Origin of the sequence: Tenacibaculum sp. Cn5-46 (genome assembly GCF_022347705.1) — a bacterium.
In the GTDB taxonomy this organism is placed as follows: domain Bacteria; phylum Bacteroidota; class Bacteroidia; order Flavobacteriales; family Flavobacteriaceae; genus Polaribacter; species Polaribacter aiptasiae.
Genome location: NZ_JAKRGD010000002.1, coordinates 220,352 through 235,960 on the forward strand (window position 1 = coordinate 220,352; position 15,609 = coordinate 235,960).

At 28.5% G+C, this 15,609-nt stretch carries 14 protein-coding genes; 2 read left to right on the forward strand and 12 right to left on the reverse strand.

The window, feature by feature from the left end; all coding sequences use genetic code 11:
• Positions 1-69 precede the first annotated feature (69 nt).
• From MHN29_RS04960 to MHN29_RS05005, 10 genes are all read right to left on the reverse strand, one after another.
• A complete protein-coding gene (locus MHN29_RS04960; RefSeq protein ID WP_175578591.1) occupies positions 70-207 on the reverse strand; it encodes a hypothetical protein in 138 nt (45 codons plus the stop codon).
• A 100-nt stretch (positions 208-307) separates the two neighbouring features.
• Entirely contained in the window at positions 308-850 is a 543-nt protein-coding gene (locus MHN29_RS04965; protein ID WP_235274432.1) for a pyridoxamine 5'-phosphate oxidase family protein, read from the reverse strand.
• A 1-nt stretch (position 851) separates the two neighbouring features.
• Positions 852-1,523 (reverse strand): LytTR family DNA-binding domain-containing protein, encoded by a 672-nt coding sequence (locus MHN29_RS04970; protein ID WP_235274431.1) that lies wholly within the window; start codon positions 1,521-1,523, stop codon positions 852-854.
• Complete coding sequence (locus MHN29_RS04975; RefSeq protein ID WP_235274430.1) at positions 1,520-2,164, reverse strand: sensor histidine kinase; 645 nt, start codon at positions 2,162-2,164, stop codon at positions 1,520-1,522. Before MHN29_RS04975 ends, MHN29_RS04970 begins: the two co-directional genes overlap by 4 nt.
• A gap of 385 nt (positions 2,165-2,549) precedes the next feature.
• Entirely contained in the window at positions 2,550-3,206 is a 657-nt protein-coding gene (locus MHN29_RS04980) for a hypothetical protein (protein WP_235274429.1), read from the reverse strand.
• Between the two features lie 111 nt (positions 3,207-3,317).
• A complete protein-coding gene (gene glpK / locus MHN29_RS04985; RefSeq protein ID WP_235274428.1) occupies positions 3,318-4,799 on the reverse strand; it encodes a glycerol kinase GlpK in 1,482 nt (493 codons plus the stop codon).
• 1,668 nt (positions 4,800-6,467) lie between these two features.
• Positions 6,468-7,145 (reverse strand): response regulator, encoded by a 678-nt coding sequence (locus MHN29_RS04990; RefSeq protein ID WP_235274427.1) that lies wholly within the window; start codon positions 7,143-7,145, stop codon positions 6,468-6,470.
• Positions 7,138-9,081, reverse strand: coding sequence for a tetratricopeptide repeat-containing sensor histidine kinase (locus MHN29_RS04995; protein ID WP_235274426.1), 1,944 nt, complete (start codon positions 9,079-9,081; stop codon positions 7,138-7,140). The genes MHN29_RS04990 and MHN29_RS04995 overlap by 8 nt, the downstream gene beginning before the upstream one ends.
• Before the next feature lie 62 nt (positions 9,082-9,143).
• Positions 9,144-9,311 carry a hypothetical protein gene (locus MHN29_RS05000; RefSeq protein WP_235274614.1) on the reverse strand — a complete coding sequence of 56 codons (168 nt, stop codon included), beginning with the start codon at positions 9,309-9,311 and terminating at the stop codon, positions 9,144-9,146.
• 266 nt (positions 9,312-9,577) lie between these two features.
• Positions 9,578-10,108 carry an RNA methyltransferase gene (locus tag MHN29_RS05005; protein WP_235274425.1) on the reverse strand — a complete coding sequence of 177 codons (531 nt, stop codon included), beginning with the start codon at positions 10,106-10,108 and terminating at the stop codon, positions 9,578-9,580.
• A 64-nt stretch (positions 10,109-10,172) separates the two neighbouring features.
• Between MHN29_RS05005 and mutS the strand changes: the two genes are divergently transcribed.
• On the forward strand, positions 10,173-12,782 hold the full coding sequence (gene mutS, locus MHN29_RS05010; protein ID WP_150898169.1) for a DNA mismatch repair protein MutS: 2,610 nt from the start codon (positions 10,173-10,175) through the stop codon (positions 12,780-12,782).
• Between the two features lie 83 nt (positions 12,783-12,865).
• Here mutS and MHN29_RS05015 read toward each other — a convergent pair whose 3' ends face one another.
• Positions 12,866-13,660 carry a universal stress protein gene (locus MHN29_RS05015; protein WP_235274424.1) on the reverse strand — a complete coding sequence of 265 codons (795 nt, stop codon included), beginning with the start codon at positions 13,658-13,660 and terminating at the stop codon, positions 12,866-12,868.
• A 139-nt stretch (positions 13,661-13,799) separates the two neighbouring features.
• Here MHN29_RS05015 and MHN29_RS05020 point away from each other — a divergent pair, with 139 nt between their 5' ends.
• A complete protein-coding gene (locus MHN29_RS05020; RefSeq protein WP_235274423.1) occupies positions 13,800-15,134 on the forward strand; it encodes an MATE family efflux transporter in 1,335 nt (444 codons plus the stop codon).
• Here the strand turns inward: MHN29_RS05020 and MHN29_RS05025 are convergent.
• Positions 15,131-15,586: a GNAT family N-acetyltransferase gene (locus MHN29_RS05025; RefSeq protein ID WP_235274422.1), complete on the reverse strand. Its 456-nt coding sequence runs from the start codon at positions 15,584-15,586 to the stop codon at positions 15,131-15,133. The genes MHN29_RS05020 and MHN29_RS05025 overlap by 4 nt on opposite strands.
• Positions 15,587-15,609 lie beyond the last annotated feature (23 nt).

The window sequence follows — 15,609 nt, forward strand, 5'->3', positions numbered from 1 at the left end:
ACCACCAACACATCAAAAATGAGCACTTCTTCTAAATCAACTATTAAAAACTAAAAATACAACCCGTAACTACTTCTTTTTTTTCTCACCACCATTTACGAGAATTAAGAGAGTAGTAATTAATCCTACACAAACAACTCCAAATACTGCGATCATAATTGTGCCGTTTGTCCAAGAAACTAAAGGAGTATTAATCAATTGTATCATTTTATTTACTTTAATACCCCAAAAGTAGTTGTATGTATTTACTTAAAATATGATTTTTATCAGGGTTTGAAGTAAATTGTGAAAAAGTGCGATTTTATGTTTATTCTTTAAACTTGGTATTTAAACCATCTATACTTACTTGGTTACGGTCTTTCCAGTATTGCTCAATACCGTTTTTACCTTTTTCGTCTGCCCAATCTAATAATTGATTTCTCTCTTCTTTATATTCATAAAAAGGAATAGACATACCACATGATGTCTGAACGCTTTCAATAGTTACATCAAAAATTTGTCGCGTTCCAGAGAGCTTTGTAAATAACGATATTAATGAATTCCATTCAGTATCATCTGGTAAAACTTCTTTAGCTTTTCCATATAAACGTAGAATATTAGGAGCTCCTTCAAAAGCACAAAACATAATAGTAATCCTATTGTCTTCTAATAAGTGTGCTGAGGTTTCATTACCACTACCTGTTACACTTAACCAAGCAACTCTATTTTCATTTAGTACACGGAAGGAGTCCATTCCTTTTGGAGATAAATTAATACGCCCACCTTTTGGTGCTGTTGCTACAAAAAAGACTTTTTGTGCTTCTATAAACTTCTGAACTCTAGAGTTTATTTTGTCATAAAACTTTGCCATATTATTCTTTTAATTTATTTAAAAAAGTTGATTTATATTTTTGACCTAGAGGTATGTTTTTCGAGTTAATAACTGCTAAATTTCCTTCTATATAATCAAGTTTATTTTTGTTAATAATATACGATTTATGTACTTGCACAAAATTTGATTTTGGCAACAAATCAGTTATTTTTTTCAAAGTTTTATATGTTATTAAAAAAGTATCTTTTAAGTGTACTTTAATATAATCGCCCAAACCTTCAATATAATAAATGTCGTTTACTTTTATTTGATGTAGCTTTTTTTCAGACTTTATAATAATATGTTGAATACTATTATTTCTTAAGTTTTTAACTTTAGAAACAGCTTTTAAAAAACGATCAAAGGAAAAAGGTTTTAATAGGTAATCTATTGCATCAACTTCAAAACCATCAAGTGCATATTCTGAATAGGCTGTAGTAAAAATAACTTTTGGAGGATTTTTTAACGATTTGTAAAAAGAAATACCTGAAAGTTGGGGCATATTTATATCTAAAAAAAGTAAATCTATATCGTTGTTTTTCAAAAAATCTAATGCTTCTAAAGCATCATTACAAATATGTATTAATTTTAAATATTCTATTTTATTGATAAATAGTTTTAATACGTTTTGAGAAGATGGCTCGTCATCAATTATTAAACAGCTTATATTCATTTTTCTAAATATATTGTGAGATTTACAGTAAAAACAGTATTCTTGTTTTCAATTAATAAATGATGCTTTTTAGGATAAACAACAGTTAAGTTTTCTTGAATATTTTTTAAACCAATTCCTTTAAAATCAGAGTTTGTTTTTTCTTTAAAGTTATTAGAAACTTGAAAATCTAATTTGTTATTTTCTGCCTTTAAACTGATGTTAATATAAGGATTGTTTATCCCACTTTTTAAACCGTGTTTAAAGCTGTTTTCTAGTAAAGGTAATAATAGCATAGGATATATTTCAAGATTATCTTTTATACTATAATTGAACTCAATATTTGAATTAGCAACATGTCTGTTTTTTTCAAATTCAATGTAGTTTTTAATTAATTCTACTTCTTTGTTAATAGAAATTTTCTTTGAATCTAAATCATAAATAACATATCTTAAAATTTCCGATAATTGTAAAATAGCATTTGTAACTTCTTGCTTTTTTTCAATAGAAAGAGCATATAAAACATTCAGTGAATTGAATAAAAAATGTGGGTTTATTTGACCTTTTAAATAATGTAATTGTTTTTCTATTTGTTGGTTTTTAATCTTTAATTTTTTGTTTTCTAATTGATTTAAATGCACCCAGTTTTTAGCAAGTTTCATAAGTATTGTTAAAACAAAAAACACAAAAAATATAAAGTATACTTCTAGAATATTATGGTAAGAAATAAAGAAATAGTCATTAAAAAAAGTATTGACAAATAGGTCAAACAAGAAGCTGTTTAATTCAGCAAAAATTATTAGATTTAAAATAAATAAAAGACTAAAAAGAAGATATTTTTCTTTTTTTAAATAAGTGGGGATTAACCAATATAAATTCAAACAAACAGGAAAGAATAGATTGATAATAAAAAAAGAAGTATATATATAATCAATTTTTGAAGGCGAAGAACTCTTAGAAAAAAGAAATAAAAAAATGAAAAAGGAACAACACCATAAAATGGTTTTAAAAACCAAGTTAGTTAATATTGTTCCTTTTAAAAAAGATTTATTTTCTTCCATTTAGTTTAGATAATGTGAATTTTGTTGATGTTTCCCATTTTTTAGCGTTATTAGAACTCATATATTTTTTTATAAACTTTTGAAGTTCTTTAGAACTCGCAGTTAATAAATACTTGTCTTTTGCTAAACCAACAGTTTCGTGCTTTATTTTAATTTTTTTATCCTTAAAAAGTTGAGCTATTTTTTCTTCATCTAACCAACGTATTTCGATTTCCCCATTTTTTTTAATATCATATTTTACCAAACTATGTGTATAAATAGAATGACTTTCTAATAGATTATCAATATCATCTTGATGATCTAAAGGAATAAAATCTAAAAACTTTTGATTTTTAATTTTAAAAGGAGTTGCAATAAATATAACTTCTTTATTCTTATAGATTCGTTGAATATAGTAACTGTTTTTATATTCGTTATAAAGCTTTTTATCATCAGGTTTCATCTTTTCATATGGGTTGTTTTTAGTTATTTCATTCCTAAATGAAACAACCTTCCAAATTCCTTTTTTAGAATCTTCCCATTCACCAATAAAGTTTTTATCAAAAGAGATTGTATCTTGAGTATAAAATGGATGTAATGATTTTACAACACAAGAGCTTAATAAAAGAATACAAAAGCCTAAAATTACTTTTCTAATTTTCATAAGTATCAAATTTAAAATTATTTAAAGTAAATAAAGGGCAGAAGTAGACTAAAGAAAAATATTTTAGATAAACGCTATTATTTTCTCGGTAAACAAAGTTTTTAATTTAAATCAATCAATCCAATCTTTAGTACGTTCTACAGCTTTTTGCCATTTTTTATATAGTCTTTCTCTTTTTTCTAAAGTGAAGTTAGGAGAGAACACATTATTGATTTTTCTCCTGTTTAAAATATCCTCTTGTTTCCATAAACCAACACAAATACCTGCTAAATAAGCAGCGCCCATTACGGTAGTTTCGATAATTTCTGGTCGTTCAACTTTTGTATTTAAAATATCCGATTGAAATTGCATTAGATAATTGTTCGCACATGCGCCACCATCTACCTTTAATGAAGTTAATTCAATAGCGCTATCTTTTTGCATTACATCTAATATATCTTTTGTTTGATAAGCAAGAGCATCAAGAGTTGCTTTTATTAAATGATTTTTACCAGTATCTCTAGTTAAACCAAAAACAGCACCTCTAGCATACATATCCCAATAAGGAGCTCCCAAGCCAGCAAAAGCAGGAACTACATATACAGGGTTTTCATCTTCTATACTTTTTGCGAAAACCTCACTTTCTTTAGCGTTGTTTATAATTTGCAAACCATCACGTAACCATTGTATAGCCGATCCAGCTACAAAAACACTTCCTTCAAGAGCATAGTTTATTTTATTATCAATTCCCCAAGCAATAGTAGTTAATAAGCCATTTTTAGAAAATTCTAAGTTTTCTCCAGTATTCATCAACATAAAGCAACCTGTACCATAAGTGTTTTTTGCTTCACCTTTATGAAAGCAGGCTTGTCCAAATAAAGCAGCTTGTTGATCGCCAGCAATTCCTGCAACTGGAATTTGATGACCTTCTAATTCGTAATTTCCGAAGTGAAATGAAGAAGGCTTTACTTCAGGGAGCATAGAATTTGGAATATCTAGTTCTTGTAATAACTGATTATCCCAACATAAATTTTTAATATCATAAAGCATCGTGCGAGAAGCATTACTATAATCTGTTGCATGAACTTTTCCTTTTGTTAAATTCCAAAGTAGCCATGTGTCAATTGTTCCAAATAATAGGTTTCCTTTTTCTGCTTCTATTTTTGCTCCTTTTACATTATTTAGTACCCAGTTAATTTTTGTAGCAGAAAAATAACTGTCAATTACTAATCCGGTAGTTTTACGAACATGGTTTTCTAGTCCCTTTTCTTTTAAAGACTCACAAATATTTGCAGTTCTTTTATCTTGCCAAACGATAGCATTGTATATAGGTTTCCCTGTGTTTTTGTCCCATACCACAGTTGTTTCTCTCTGATTTGTAATACCAATACCAGCAATTTCATTTGGGTGTATGTTTGCTTTTTGAATAACATTTTTTAGAGTAGAAAGTTGCGTAGTTAAAATTTCTTCAGCATTATGTTCTACCCATCCTGATTGTGGAAATATTTGTGAAAATTCTTGTTGATCTATTTCAATAATTTCTCCAGATTCATTGATGATAACAGAACGAGAACTTGTAGTGCCTTGGTCTAATGCTAGAATATACTTTGCCATTTAACAATTTTGATGAGTAATTTAAAATAGCAATTTACAATTTAAAGTTTGGGAAATAAAAAACCTCCCTGATAATTTTATCAGGAAGGTTTTTATCCCTTAGTTAGTTACTACTAGTGTCTTAAAGCATAGCTAGCTCCTTTACCAAGTTCTGATAAAGATGATAAAAATGCATTTAAAATCTCAGTAGCTTTTTGTAAAAATTTCCCCATTTTTTACTGGTTTTTAATAATTCCCCTTAATGTTTTGTTCAAAAGAACATTACAAATGTAAGTCAGGTATTTTGTTTTATAAAGGGGATAACCGCAAAGTAAGTTGTGAATTTCCGTAGTTAAGTTGTTGGTAGTGAGTTTTTTAAATAAAAAAACCTTCCAGATGTGCCTAGAAGGTTTAATTTCCCCTTTAAATATCATTTTCCGTTATGAATCGAAATTTGATGTTACAAATGTATAACAGCTTTAGGGTTATAAAAAGGGGATTAGCGAAATAAAAATTGTGGATTTCCGCAATTGATAAAACTTTAGAAGTTTGTTTTTTTAATAAAAAAAACCTTCCAGACACATCTAGAAGGTTTAGTTTTCCCCTTAAAAATCGTTTTTCAATTATGAGTTGAAATTCGATATAACAAATATACAAGAGATTTTTATTTATTTGAAAGAGAATGATATAATAAAAGACAGATTTAAGGTAAGTTTATGATTTTTTTGAAAAAATTAACCATAAAAAAACCTTCCAGATTTAATTAACTAGAAGGTTTAGTTTTTTCCCCTTAAATATCGTTTTTCACTATGAGTTGAAATTCGATGTTACAAATGTATGACAGCTTTGAGTTTATAAAAAGGGGATTTATGCAGTGTTTGGTGTGGATTTCCGCAATGTTTAATTTTTTGTAAAATTCACTTTTATATAAGTTTGTTATATAAAAAAACCTTCCAGATTTAATTAACTAGAAGGTTTAGTTTTTTCCCCTTAAATATCGTTTTTCACTATGAGTTGAAATTCGATGTTACAAATGTATGACAGTTTTGAGTTTACAAAAAGGGGATTTATGCAGAGTTTGGTGTGTATTTCCGCAATGTTTAATTTTTTATAAAGTTCACTTTTATCTAAGTTTATTGTGTAAAAAAACCTTCCAGATTTATTTATCTAGAAGGTTTAGTTTTTTCCCCTTAAATATCGATTTTCGCTAAGAAATGAAATTCGACATTACAAATATATGATAGGTTTGAATTTGTAAAAAGGGGATTTATGTAATAAAAAATGTGGATTTCCGCAAAGTTTACTTCTGTAAAGGTTTGTATAGGTGCAATTTACTTGAAATAAAAAACCTTCCAGATTATTATATCCAGAAGGTTTAGTTTTTCCCCTTAAATATCGTTTTTCACTATGAGTTGAAATTCGATGTTACAAATGTATGATAGATTTGAATTTATAAAAAGGGGATTTATGTAGTGTCAAGTGTGGATTTCCGCAATTGATAGGTAAATAATAATATAAAGCTTAAAACGAACAAACCTTTCAGATATGAATCTGAAAGGTTTGTTCTATTTCTTTTTTCCTTTTTTCAGAATTTTCCCCAAGAGTAGTTTAATTCTGATACAAAGATATAAGTAGTCTCTTTAGTATAAAAATGGATATCCGCAGCAAAAAATGTGGATTTCCGCAAAATTAGTCTAATATGCCTAATTCTTTAGCTTTTAATACTAAATCAGTATTGTTATTTGCTTGTAAATCTGTACGAAGTTTCGCTAATTTACTTTCTATAGAACGTACTTTTATAGCCGAACCATCTCTCTTTTTTATCAATCCTTCTAAATTACCAATTTTTGCATGCTTAGGTAATTCTTTTAGGATTTGAATAGCGACTTCATCCATTTGAATTTCTATCAAAGCTCTTTTTAAAAGTTTTTGATGAATTTCATGAGTATAATATATTTCGCCTTTTAATATTTTTTTAATGGCAAAGGTTAATTCGTCTGTACTGCAATTTCCTTTTAAGATATAAGCAGATGGATTTAAATTATGTATTACATTAAATACACGATTGGTTTCTGAATGCCCAGTAATTACACCAATTTTAATATCAACCTTTTCTTGTTGAAGTGCTTTTATTAAAGATTCTCCTCCGTCAAGAGTGCTGTTTTCTTGACGATTATCAAAGCTTAAATCGGTAAAAACAATATGAAAAGGATTCTTGTTAATATTTGCTTTAATTTTAGAAAATGCTTCATCACAAGAATTAGCTGTTTCTATTTCTAAATTGTCAATATCTCTTAAATAGGAGAGTATTCCTTCAATTATTAATTGATGGTCATCAACGAGGAGTATTTTTATTGGTTCAGGCATTTAAGGGTATTTGAATATTAGTTTTGGTACCGTTACCTATTTTACTACTAATGTTTAAAGTTCCATTTAAATCTTCAACACGTTCCTGTAGGTTACGTAAACCTATTCCTTTTTTACTGATTTTAGTATCAAATCCGATACCATTATCACTAATATTCAAAAGTACATAATTTTTCTGTATGGTAAGATCAATATTTATTTTACTTGCCTGAGCATATTTTTTACAATTTTGTATGCTTTCACGTATGCCTAAATAAAGTAATCTTTTTATAGGGCTGTTTACTTCTTGCCATTCATATTCTTGTAATCCAGTCACTGATATTTTAAAGTCTAATTCAAAATAATCGCTTACTAAATTAATTATTTGATCTTTAAAGGAAACTTCGTCAAAACTTACACTACTTAATTGATGTGATAAATTTCGAACATTTTCTTTTACATTATTTAGTTTTTTAGCTTCCGTTAATAAGTTGGATTTTTCTAGTTTTTGATGTAACATACGCAAATCACCAGCAACTTCATCATGCAATGATTTAGCAATTTGTTGACGCTCATTTTCTCTAGCTCTAGCAGCCTCTAGTTGTGCTTGATATAAAAGTTTTCTTCTTCTGTGTAAAAAGAAAGTAATACTTAAAATAAGTAATAACAAAATACTTGCAGCAGTTAACCACCCAATAGTTTCTTGTTGTTGATGATAAGCTATTTGTGCTTGTTTTTTTTCGTTTTCAGTTTTTAAAACAGCGTTTTCTTTTTCTTTTTTACCAGTTTCATATCTGACTTTTGCAAATTGATTTTTTAATAGACGTTCTTTTTGAAATAAACTATCGTTTAGCGAAATGTATTCTAATAAATATGCTTTTGATTGTTTTCCAGTAGTTAATTCTGATAAGTTCTTTAAAGCTTCTAACCAACGATTATTATTTTGAGTTTGTTTAGCATATTTTAGAGCTTCTTTAGAATGATGTTTAGCTTTAGTATTTTGTTTGAGATCTTTATAATAATTAGAAATGTTTATATGAGTTGTACTAGCACCACTTAGATTGTTTATTTTCTTTTTAATATTTAGAACTTCTTCATATTGGTTTAGAACATTTTTTTTCTTTTTCAATTGATAATTACTATATGCCAAATTCTCTAAAAGTAAAGAATACTGCATAGAATACTTCTCATTAATACTATCAAAAGCTAACCCTTTCTTAAAATAAGAAATTGCTTTTTTATGTAGGTTTTGCTTTTGATAGAGTAATCCAATATTATTATTTATATATAAATATCCAATGCTGTTCTTATTTGACTTATTATATTCTAAAGCTTTATTATAATATTTTAAAGCTTCTTCTTTTTGATTTAATTCCACGGTAATAAGTCCTAAAACATTATATACTCTTTCTAGGAATTTATTAGAATTTATAGGTTCTAAATATTTTAAAGCTTCAATCAGACTAATCTCTGCACCTAAATAATCTTTAACTTCTCTTTGTAATAAAGCAACACTTAATAATCGTCTACCAACGGCTAAAGAATCACCGATTTTTATAGAAATATTTTTAGATTGATGATAATAAAAATAAGCACTATCAATGTTTAATTTTATTTTTTGCTCTAAGGATTTAAAATGCAGGTGTTTGGCTAATAAACTAGAGTCTTTTGATTTTAAATAAAGGTTATAAATGTTTTCATTAGCAATTGTAATGTTTTTAAGAGAGTTCATATAAAAACTCTGGATTCCAAATTCTATATTAGCTTTTCTAATTAAAGAATCGTTGTTGGATAATTTAGCAAAAAAAACGGCTTTTTTTAAAAGAGGTAACTTTTGAAGACCATAAGTAGCTTTAGATTTTTTAAAAAAATGAGAAACAGAATCTTGCTCTTTTACTTGTGAATAAGAGAGTATTATTGAAAAATAGAAAACAAAAAATAAAGTAGGTTTAAGCATAAAATTAAAAAACACCTTACATTAATTTGTGTAAGGTGTTGACTTTTTATATAGTGTTAAAACTAACCATCGTTTCCATCACCACCTTGACTACCTCCATCACCACCACCAGTAGAGTCACCACCACCAGAAGTACTACCAGTACCATTTCCACCACCACCAAGATTCGTAGGGTCACCACCGCCACGGTACATTTTCATTGCTGTTTTTAGAGTGTTTTTGTTTTCCATATTTAAGAGTGTTTAGATTACTAAGTTTGCTGGGGGGATAATTAAAGACCCTAAATTAAAAGGTTTCAGGGAGAATGCCAAGTAATTAAACTAGTTTTTATTTATTCTTTATTGAGATTGCTCTTGTTATTGCTGGTATTTGTGAAACAAAAAGGTGTTTGTGTACTAAAAACTAAGAGATTGCTTTGGTTTTTTTACAATAATTAGTCTAGTGTTAAAAAATTCTAAAATAAAACGTGAGTTTATTTTTTCAAATGAAAGTAGGCTTATAAAGAAATTTTATTAAATAAATCCCAAAGTACAACTCCACAACTTACAGAGATATTTAAAGAATGTTTGGTTCCTAATTGAGGTATTTCAATACAAACATCGGAAGCAGAAACTACTTCTTGTTGTACTCCTTTTACCTCATTTCCCATAACTATAGCATATTTTTGGTTGTTTTCAGGAGTAAATTCATTTAACATGGTGCTGTTTTCAGCTTGTTCAATAGCTAAAATTGTTACCTTGTCTTTTTTTAAAGATTCAACTAAATCAATAGTGTTTTCTACATACTCCCATGCAACAGATTCTGTAGCACCTAAAGCAGTTTTATGAATTTCTTTGTTAGGAGGCGTTGCAGTAATACCACAGAGATAAATTTTTTCAATTAAAAAAGCATCCGATGTTCTAAAAACTGAACCAATATTGTTTAAACTTCTAATGTTGTCTAACACAACAATAATCGGCGTTTTTTTGGTTTGTTTAAACTCATCAACTGAAATCCTACCTAACTCACTATTCTTTAGTTTTCTCATAAAAAATGTTAACTTTAAATTCGAATATTTATCTTCGCAAAACTAATTCAAAAAATCTAGAAACTTGGCAAAAACAAAGGCAAAAAAGGTAACTCCACTAATGCAACAGTATAACGGAATTAAAGCTAAATATCCGGACGCTATGTTACTTTTTAGAGTAGGTGATTTTTATGAAACCTTTGGAGAAGATGCTATAAAAGCTTCGGAAGTTTTAGGGATAATTTTAACTAAAAGAGGAGCAGGTAGTGAAAGTGAAACTGCTTTGGCTGGTTTTCCACATCATTCATTAAATACTTATTTACCAAAGTTGGTTAAGTCAGGATTACGAGTTGCTATTTGCGATCAGTTAGAAGATCCTAAAATGACTAAGAAGATTGTGAAACGTGGTGTTACCGAATTGGTAACTCCAGGAGTAGCTTTAAATGACGAAGTGCTACAATCGAAGTCGAACAATTTTTTAGCTGCGGTACATTTTGGTAAAAAATTATTAGGAGTTTCTTTTTTAGATGTTTCTACAGGTGAATTTTTAATAGCACAAGGAAACGAAGAGTATGTAGATAAGCTTTTACAAAATTTTACTCCAAGTGAGGTTTTAGTAGAGAAAAAACACAAACAACGTTTTTTAGAACTATTCACAAATCGTTTTCATACTTTTTATTTAGACGATTGGGTTTTTCAAAAAGAATATGGAAATGAATTATTAAGTAATCATTTCAAAGTTAAAAACTTAAAAGGTTTTGGTGTTGATGAATTAGAACACGGGATTATAGCTGGAGGTGCTGCCATGTATTATTTGTCAGAAACACAGCATAACAAAATAGAACACATACAATCAATTAGTAGAATTGCTGAAGATAACTATGTTTGGATGGATCGTTTTACGGTTAAAAACCTAGAATTGTATGGTGGTAATTCTGTAAACTCGGTTTCTTTATTAGATGTTATAGATAAAACAATTTCTCCAATGGGAGGAAGGTTGTTAAAGCGTTGGTTGGCCTTGCCATTAAAAGATTTGGAGCAAATTCAGCAACGTCATGAAATGGTCAAGTTTTTAATTGATAACGACGATTTCTTTGAAACGGTTTCATATCAGTTAAAACAGGTTTCAGATATTGAACGATTGATATCAAAAGTTGCTACAGGTAAAGTATCGCCACGAGAGGTGATTTTATTAAAAAACTCGTTAAAAGCGATTTTACCTATAAAAGAAGCTGCTGAGAAAAGTAAAAATAAAACGGTTAAAGAGTTAGGAAAACAATTACACGATTGTAAGCCTTTAATAGATAAAATTATCGAAACTGTTTTAGAAGAAGCTCCTGTAAATATTAATAAAGGAAATGCGATAGCAAGTGGTGTTTCTAGTGAATTAGATGAATTAAGAAATATATCTAATTCAGGAAAAGAATACTTAGATAATATGCTTGCTCGTGAAACTGAAAGAACTGGAATTACGAGTTTAAAAATAGCGTTTAATAACGTTTTTGGGTATTATATTGAAGTTCGAAATACACATAAAGATAAAGTACCGGAAGAATGGATTCGTAAGCAAACATTGGTAAATGCCGAACGTTATATTACGGAAGAACTGAAAGAATACGAAGCAAAAATCTTAGGAGCAGAAGAAAAAATTCAACAAATAGAAGTTGAGATTTTTGCAAAACTTGTTCAGTATATTATCGATTTTGTACAACCTGTTCAACAGAATGCACAAAGCATAGCTAAAATAGATGTGTTATTATCATTTGCAACTTTGGCAATGGATAATAATTATGTGCGTCCTTTAATGGATAATACTACAGATCTTGAAATTAAAAATGGTCGCCATCCTGTAATAGAAAAGCAATTACCAATAGGCGAAGAATATATTGCTAATGATGTAGTTTTAAACTGTAATCAACAGCAAATAATTATGATTACAGGACCAAACATGTCGGGTAAGTCGGCAATATTACGTCAAACAGCATTAATTGTTTTATTAGCTCAAATGGGAAGTTACATCCCTGCTCAAAATGCTCGTATAGGTATTGTAGATAAAATCTTTACAAGAGTAGGAGCGAGTGATAATATTTCTATGGGAGAGTCAACTTTTATGGTTGAAATGAATGAAACAGCTTCTATTTTGAATAATATTTCAGAGCGTAGTTTGGTTTTGTTAGATGAAATTGGTCGTGGAACTTCTACTTATGATGGTATTTCAATTGCTTGGGCTATAGCCGAGTATTTGCATGAACATCCAGCAAAAGGAAAAACTTTATTTGCTACACATTATCATGAGTTAAATGAAATGACTACGACATTTGAGCGTATTAAAAACTTTAACGTATCTGTAAAAGAGTTAGATAATAGTATAATTTTCTTACGTAAACTTGTTGCTGGAGGGAGTAATCATAGTTTTGGTATTCACGTAGCAAAATTAGCAGGAATGCCAAATATGGTAATTCACAGAGCACAAAAAATATTAAAGCAATTAGAAGAGAATCATTCACATAAAGAGGTAAAAGAAACCTTGAAAGAAACACAGCATGAAGAAATGCAGATGAGCTTTTTTCAATTAGATGATCCTTTATTAGAAGATATTAGAGAAGAGATTTTAGCAACCAATATTGATACACTTACACCAATTGAAGCTTTAATGAAGTTAAATGAAATTAAGAGAATGTTGGTAAAAAAGTAAATAAAAAAGGAAGCGATTAAGCTTCCTTTTTTAATATATTTAAGTCATTTCCTCTTAATCAAGAAGAAGAAAACTTTTGTAAATTATAATTTCCCTCTTAAAACAAGTACAGGAACATTACAATGAAATTCTTTTTTTAGAATTGTATTACTTTCCCAAAGTTTTTGAAAGAAACCTCTATTTCTTCTAAAAACACACAGTAAATCTGGGTTATGTGATTGGAAATGCTCTAAAACTCCTTGGAAAGTAGTTGCGTTTTCAGTAATAGTCAATTCTGATTTTATAGCTTCTAATCCAGAATCTAATTTCAAATCATTATCAGTATAAGAAGGAGTTTTTACTAATAATAAGTTAGATGTTGCTGAGAAAGCTGTTAACACTTTTTGTAAAGGAGTTAAAACACCGTCTTTATTTATAATCCCCGATTTAAATGTTGTTAATACCTTTTTTATAGGAGAAAAAGCATAGTTTTCAGGAACAATTAACATAGGAATATCAGTTTGTTTTAAAACACTTCCCGACGTATTTCCTAAAAACACCTCTTCTTTAATAGAGTTACTTTTAGGTCCCATAATAATTAAATCGATATTTAATTCTCTGTTTATAGAAGTAATACTTTCCAAAACATTTCCTTTGGCAGTAATCATTTTGATATCTACATTCTTTCTATCAACAGAATTAATCATAGTTCGTAAATACAAATTGGTTTCTCTTTGCATAGTATCATCCGCATTTACAAAAGCACCCGCTTTTGACAATATCTTATAAGCACGCATTACCAAAACTTTTGCGTTCATAGCTTCAGCAAAATTTATTGCATATTGTAATGTGTTTATTGAATTGTCTGAAGAACCAATAGGAACTAATATATGTTTCATAAAAATCTTTTTTTAAATAATAATCGTGTTTTTTGATACACAAGGGTGCAAAGATAATTAATATTTAAAACTCTTAATTTTAGGTGTTTTGTTTCTTAATATAACAGAATAGCCGTTTTTTTGTGGTGAATATTAGAATATGAATCACGATATAAGTTTTAAAAGGATTAATCAATTAGCAATACCAGCTTTAATTGCTGGAGTTGCAGAGCCTTTATTATCTACTACCGATTTAGCTATTGTAGGAAATATAAAATATAATGCCACTGAAAGTATTGCTGCAATTGGTATTGTAGGTGCTTTTTTATCAATGTTAATTTGGGTGTTTGGACAAACCCGCAGTGGAATATCTTCTATAATTTCACAATATGTTGGAGCTAATAAATTAAATGAAGTAAAAGATTTACCAGCTCAAGCAATAGTTTTAGTAATTACTACCAGTTTAATCATTTTGGGTATAAGCTATCCTTTTGCAAAAGAAATATTTGAATTTTACAATGCCACTGGAACTATTTTAGAATATTCTATTGAGTACTATAAAATTAGGGTTTTTGGTTTTCCTTTTACACTTTATGTAATTGCTGTTTTTGGAACATTTAGAGGATTGCAAAATACCTATTATCCAATGCTTATTGCTATTATAGGAACGGTAGCTAATATTATTTTAGATATTGTATTGGTTTATGGTATTGAAGGATATTTACCAGCAATGAATATTCAAGGAGCAGCTTATGCTAGTGTTTTTGCACAAATTATTATGGCAATAATAGCAACATATTTATTGCTTACAAAAACAGAAATTTCACTACAGTTTAAATTTCCTTTTAATAAAGAAATCCCTCGTTTTGTAGTAATGATTTTAAACTTGTTTGTTAGAACTATTGCTTTAAACGTGGCTTTGTATTTCGCCACATCTTACGCAGCTTCTTATGGAAAGGAATATATTGCTGCATATACAATAGGGTTGAACTTATGGTTAATGGGAGCTTTTATGATTGATGGATATTCATCTGCAGGAAACATCTTGTCAGGTAAATTATTAGGAGCAAAAGCTTATAAAACGTTGGTTAAGTTGGGTAAGAATTTAATTGTTTACGGATTTGTGTTTGGTGGTTTTTTAGCGTTGGTAGGATTTGTGTTTTACAATTTCATTGGAAGAATCTTTACTCAAGAAAAAGAGGTTTTAGAGCAGTTTTATAATACTTTTTGGATTATTCTATTAATGCAGCCAGTTTGTTCGATTGCTTTTATTTACGATGGAATGTTTAAAGGAATGGGAGAAATGAAATACCTACGAAATGTATTGTTGTTGTCAACAGCTTTTGTTTTTATTCCAGTATTGTTGTTTTTTGATTCTATGGATTATAAGTTATATGCAATTTGGACAGCTTTTTACGCATGGATAATAGCAAGAGGAATTCCGTTGATTGTAAAGTTTAGGAATAAATTTTCTTCTCTAGTTGAAGATGTCTAAATAGATTTTTCAAAAACAATTTTGGTTTGCCCTTTTTCATTGGTGTAAACTTGAATAATATCAAATCCGTTTTTTAAATTAAGAATCAACATTGGTTTAAATTTATTCATTGATTTTGTCCTTAACTTTTTAAAACCGTTTTGTAAAGCCCAATTTTCCTGTAGTTTAGCCAATTGACTAGCAATTCCTTTTTTTCTGTATTGAGGCAATACTCCGCCAACCCAACTATAAAAAGTATTTGAATTGTATTGATATCCAATTTTAAAACCAACAGGATTGTTATTATAATAAGCTATTATCGAAAACACCTTTTCTTTAGTTTGAATTCTTTCTAGAAAAAATTCAGTTATAGCATCATTAAAAACAGAAGTATATAAAGTTAATAATTCTTCTAAACCCTTTTTATCTGGAATACCTTCTATTTGCTTAAAAAATAGGTTTTGATCTTTCATAATTTTTTAAAAACTAAAATTAA

Excerpts from the sequence above, each read along its gene's own strand:
- MHN29_RS04960 (WP_175578591.1), bottom strand. The coding sequence starts at position 207 with ATGATACAATTGATTAATACTCCTTTAGTTTCTTGGACAAACGGCACA.
- glpK (WP_235274428.1), bottom strand. The coding sequence starts at position 4,799 with ATGGCAAAGTATATTCTAGCATTAGACCAAGGCACTACAAGTTCTCGT.
- MHN29_RS05020 (WP_235274423.1), top strand. The coding sequence starts at position 13,800 with ATGAATCACGATATAAGTTTTAAAAGGATTAATCAATTAGCAATACCA.
- MHN29_RS04990 (WP_235274427.1), bottom strand. The coding sequence starts at position 7,145 with ATGCCTGAACCAATAAAAATACTCCTCGTTGATGACCATCAATTAATA.
- MHN29_RS05000 (WP_235274614.1), bottom strand. The coding sequence starts at position 9,311 with ATGGAAAACAAAAACACTCTAAAAACAGCAATGAAAATGTACCGTGGC.
- MHN29_RS05015 (WP_235274424.1), bottom strand. The coding sequence starts at position 13,660 with ATGAAACATATATTAGTTCCTATTGGTTCTTCAGACAATTCAATAAAC.
- MHN29_RS05005 (WP_235274425.1), bottom strand. The coding sequence starts at position 10,108 with ATGAGAAAACTAAAGAATAGTGAGTTAGGTAGGATTTCAGTTGATGAG.
- MHN29_RS04995 (WP_235274426.1), bottom strand. The coding sequence starts at position 9,081 with ATGCTTAAACCTACTTTATTTTTTGTTTTCTATTTTTCAATAATACTC.
- MHN29_RS04975 (WP_235274430.1), bottom strand. The coding sequence starts at position 2,164 with ATGAAACTTGCTAAAAACTGGGTGCATTTAAATCAATTAGAAAACAAA.
- MHN29_RS05025 (WP_235274422.1), bottom strand. The coding sequence starts at position 15,586 with ATGAAAGATCAAAACCTATTTTTTAAGCAAATAGAAGGTATTCCAGAT.
- MHN29_RS04965 (WP_235274432.1), bottom strand. The coding sequence starts at position 850 with ATGGCAAAGTTTTATGACAAAATAAACTCTAGAGTTCAGAAGTTTATA.
- MHN29_RS04980 (WP_235274429.1), bottom strand. The coding sequence starts at position 3,206 with ATGAAAATTAGAAAAGTAATTTTAGGCTTTTGTATTCTTTTATTAAGC.
- MHN29_RS04970 (WP_235274431.1), bottom strand. The coding sequence starts at position 1,523 with ATGAATATAAGCTGTTTAATAATTGATGACGAGCCATCTTCTCAAAAC.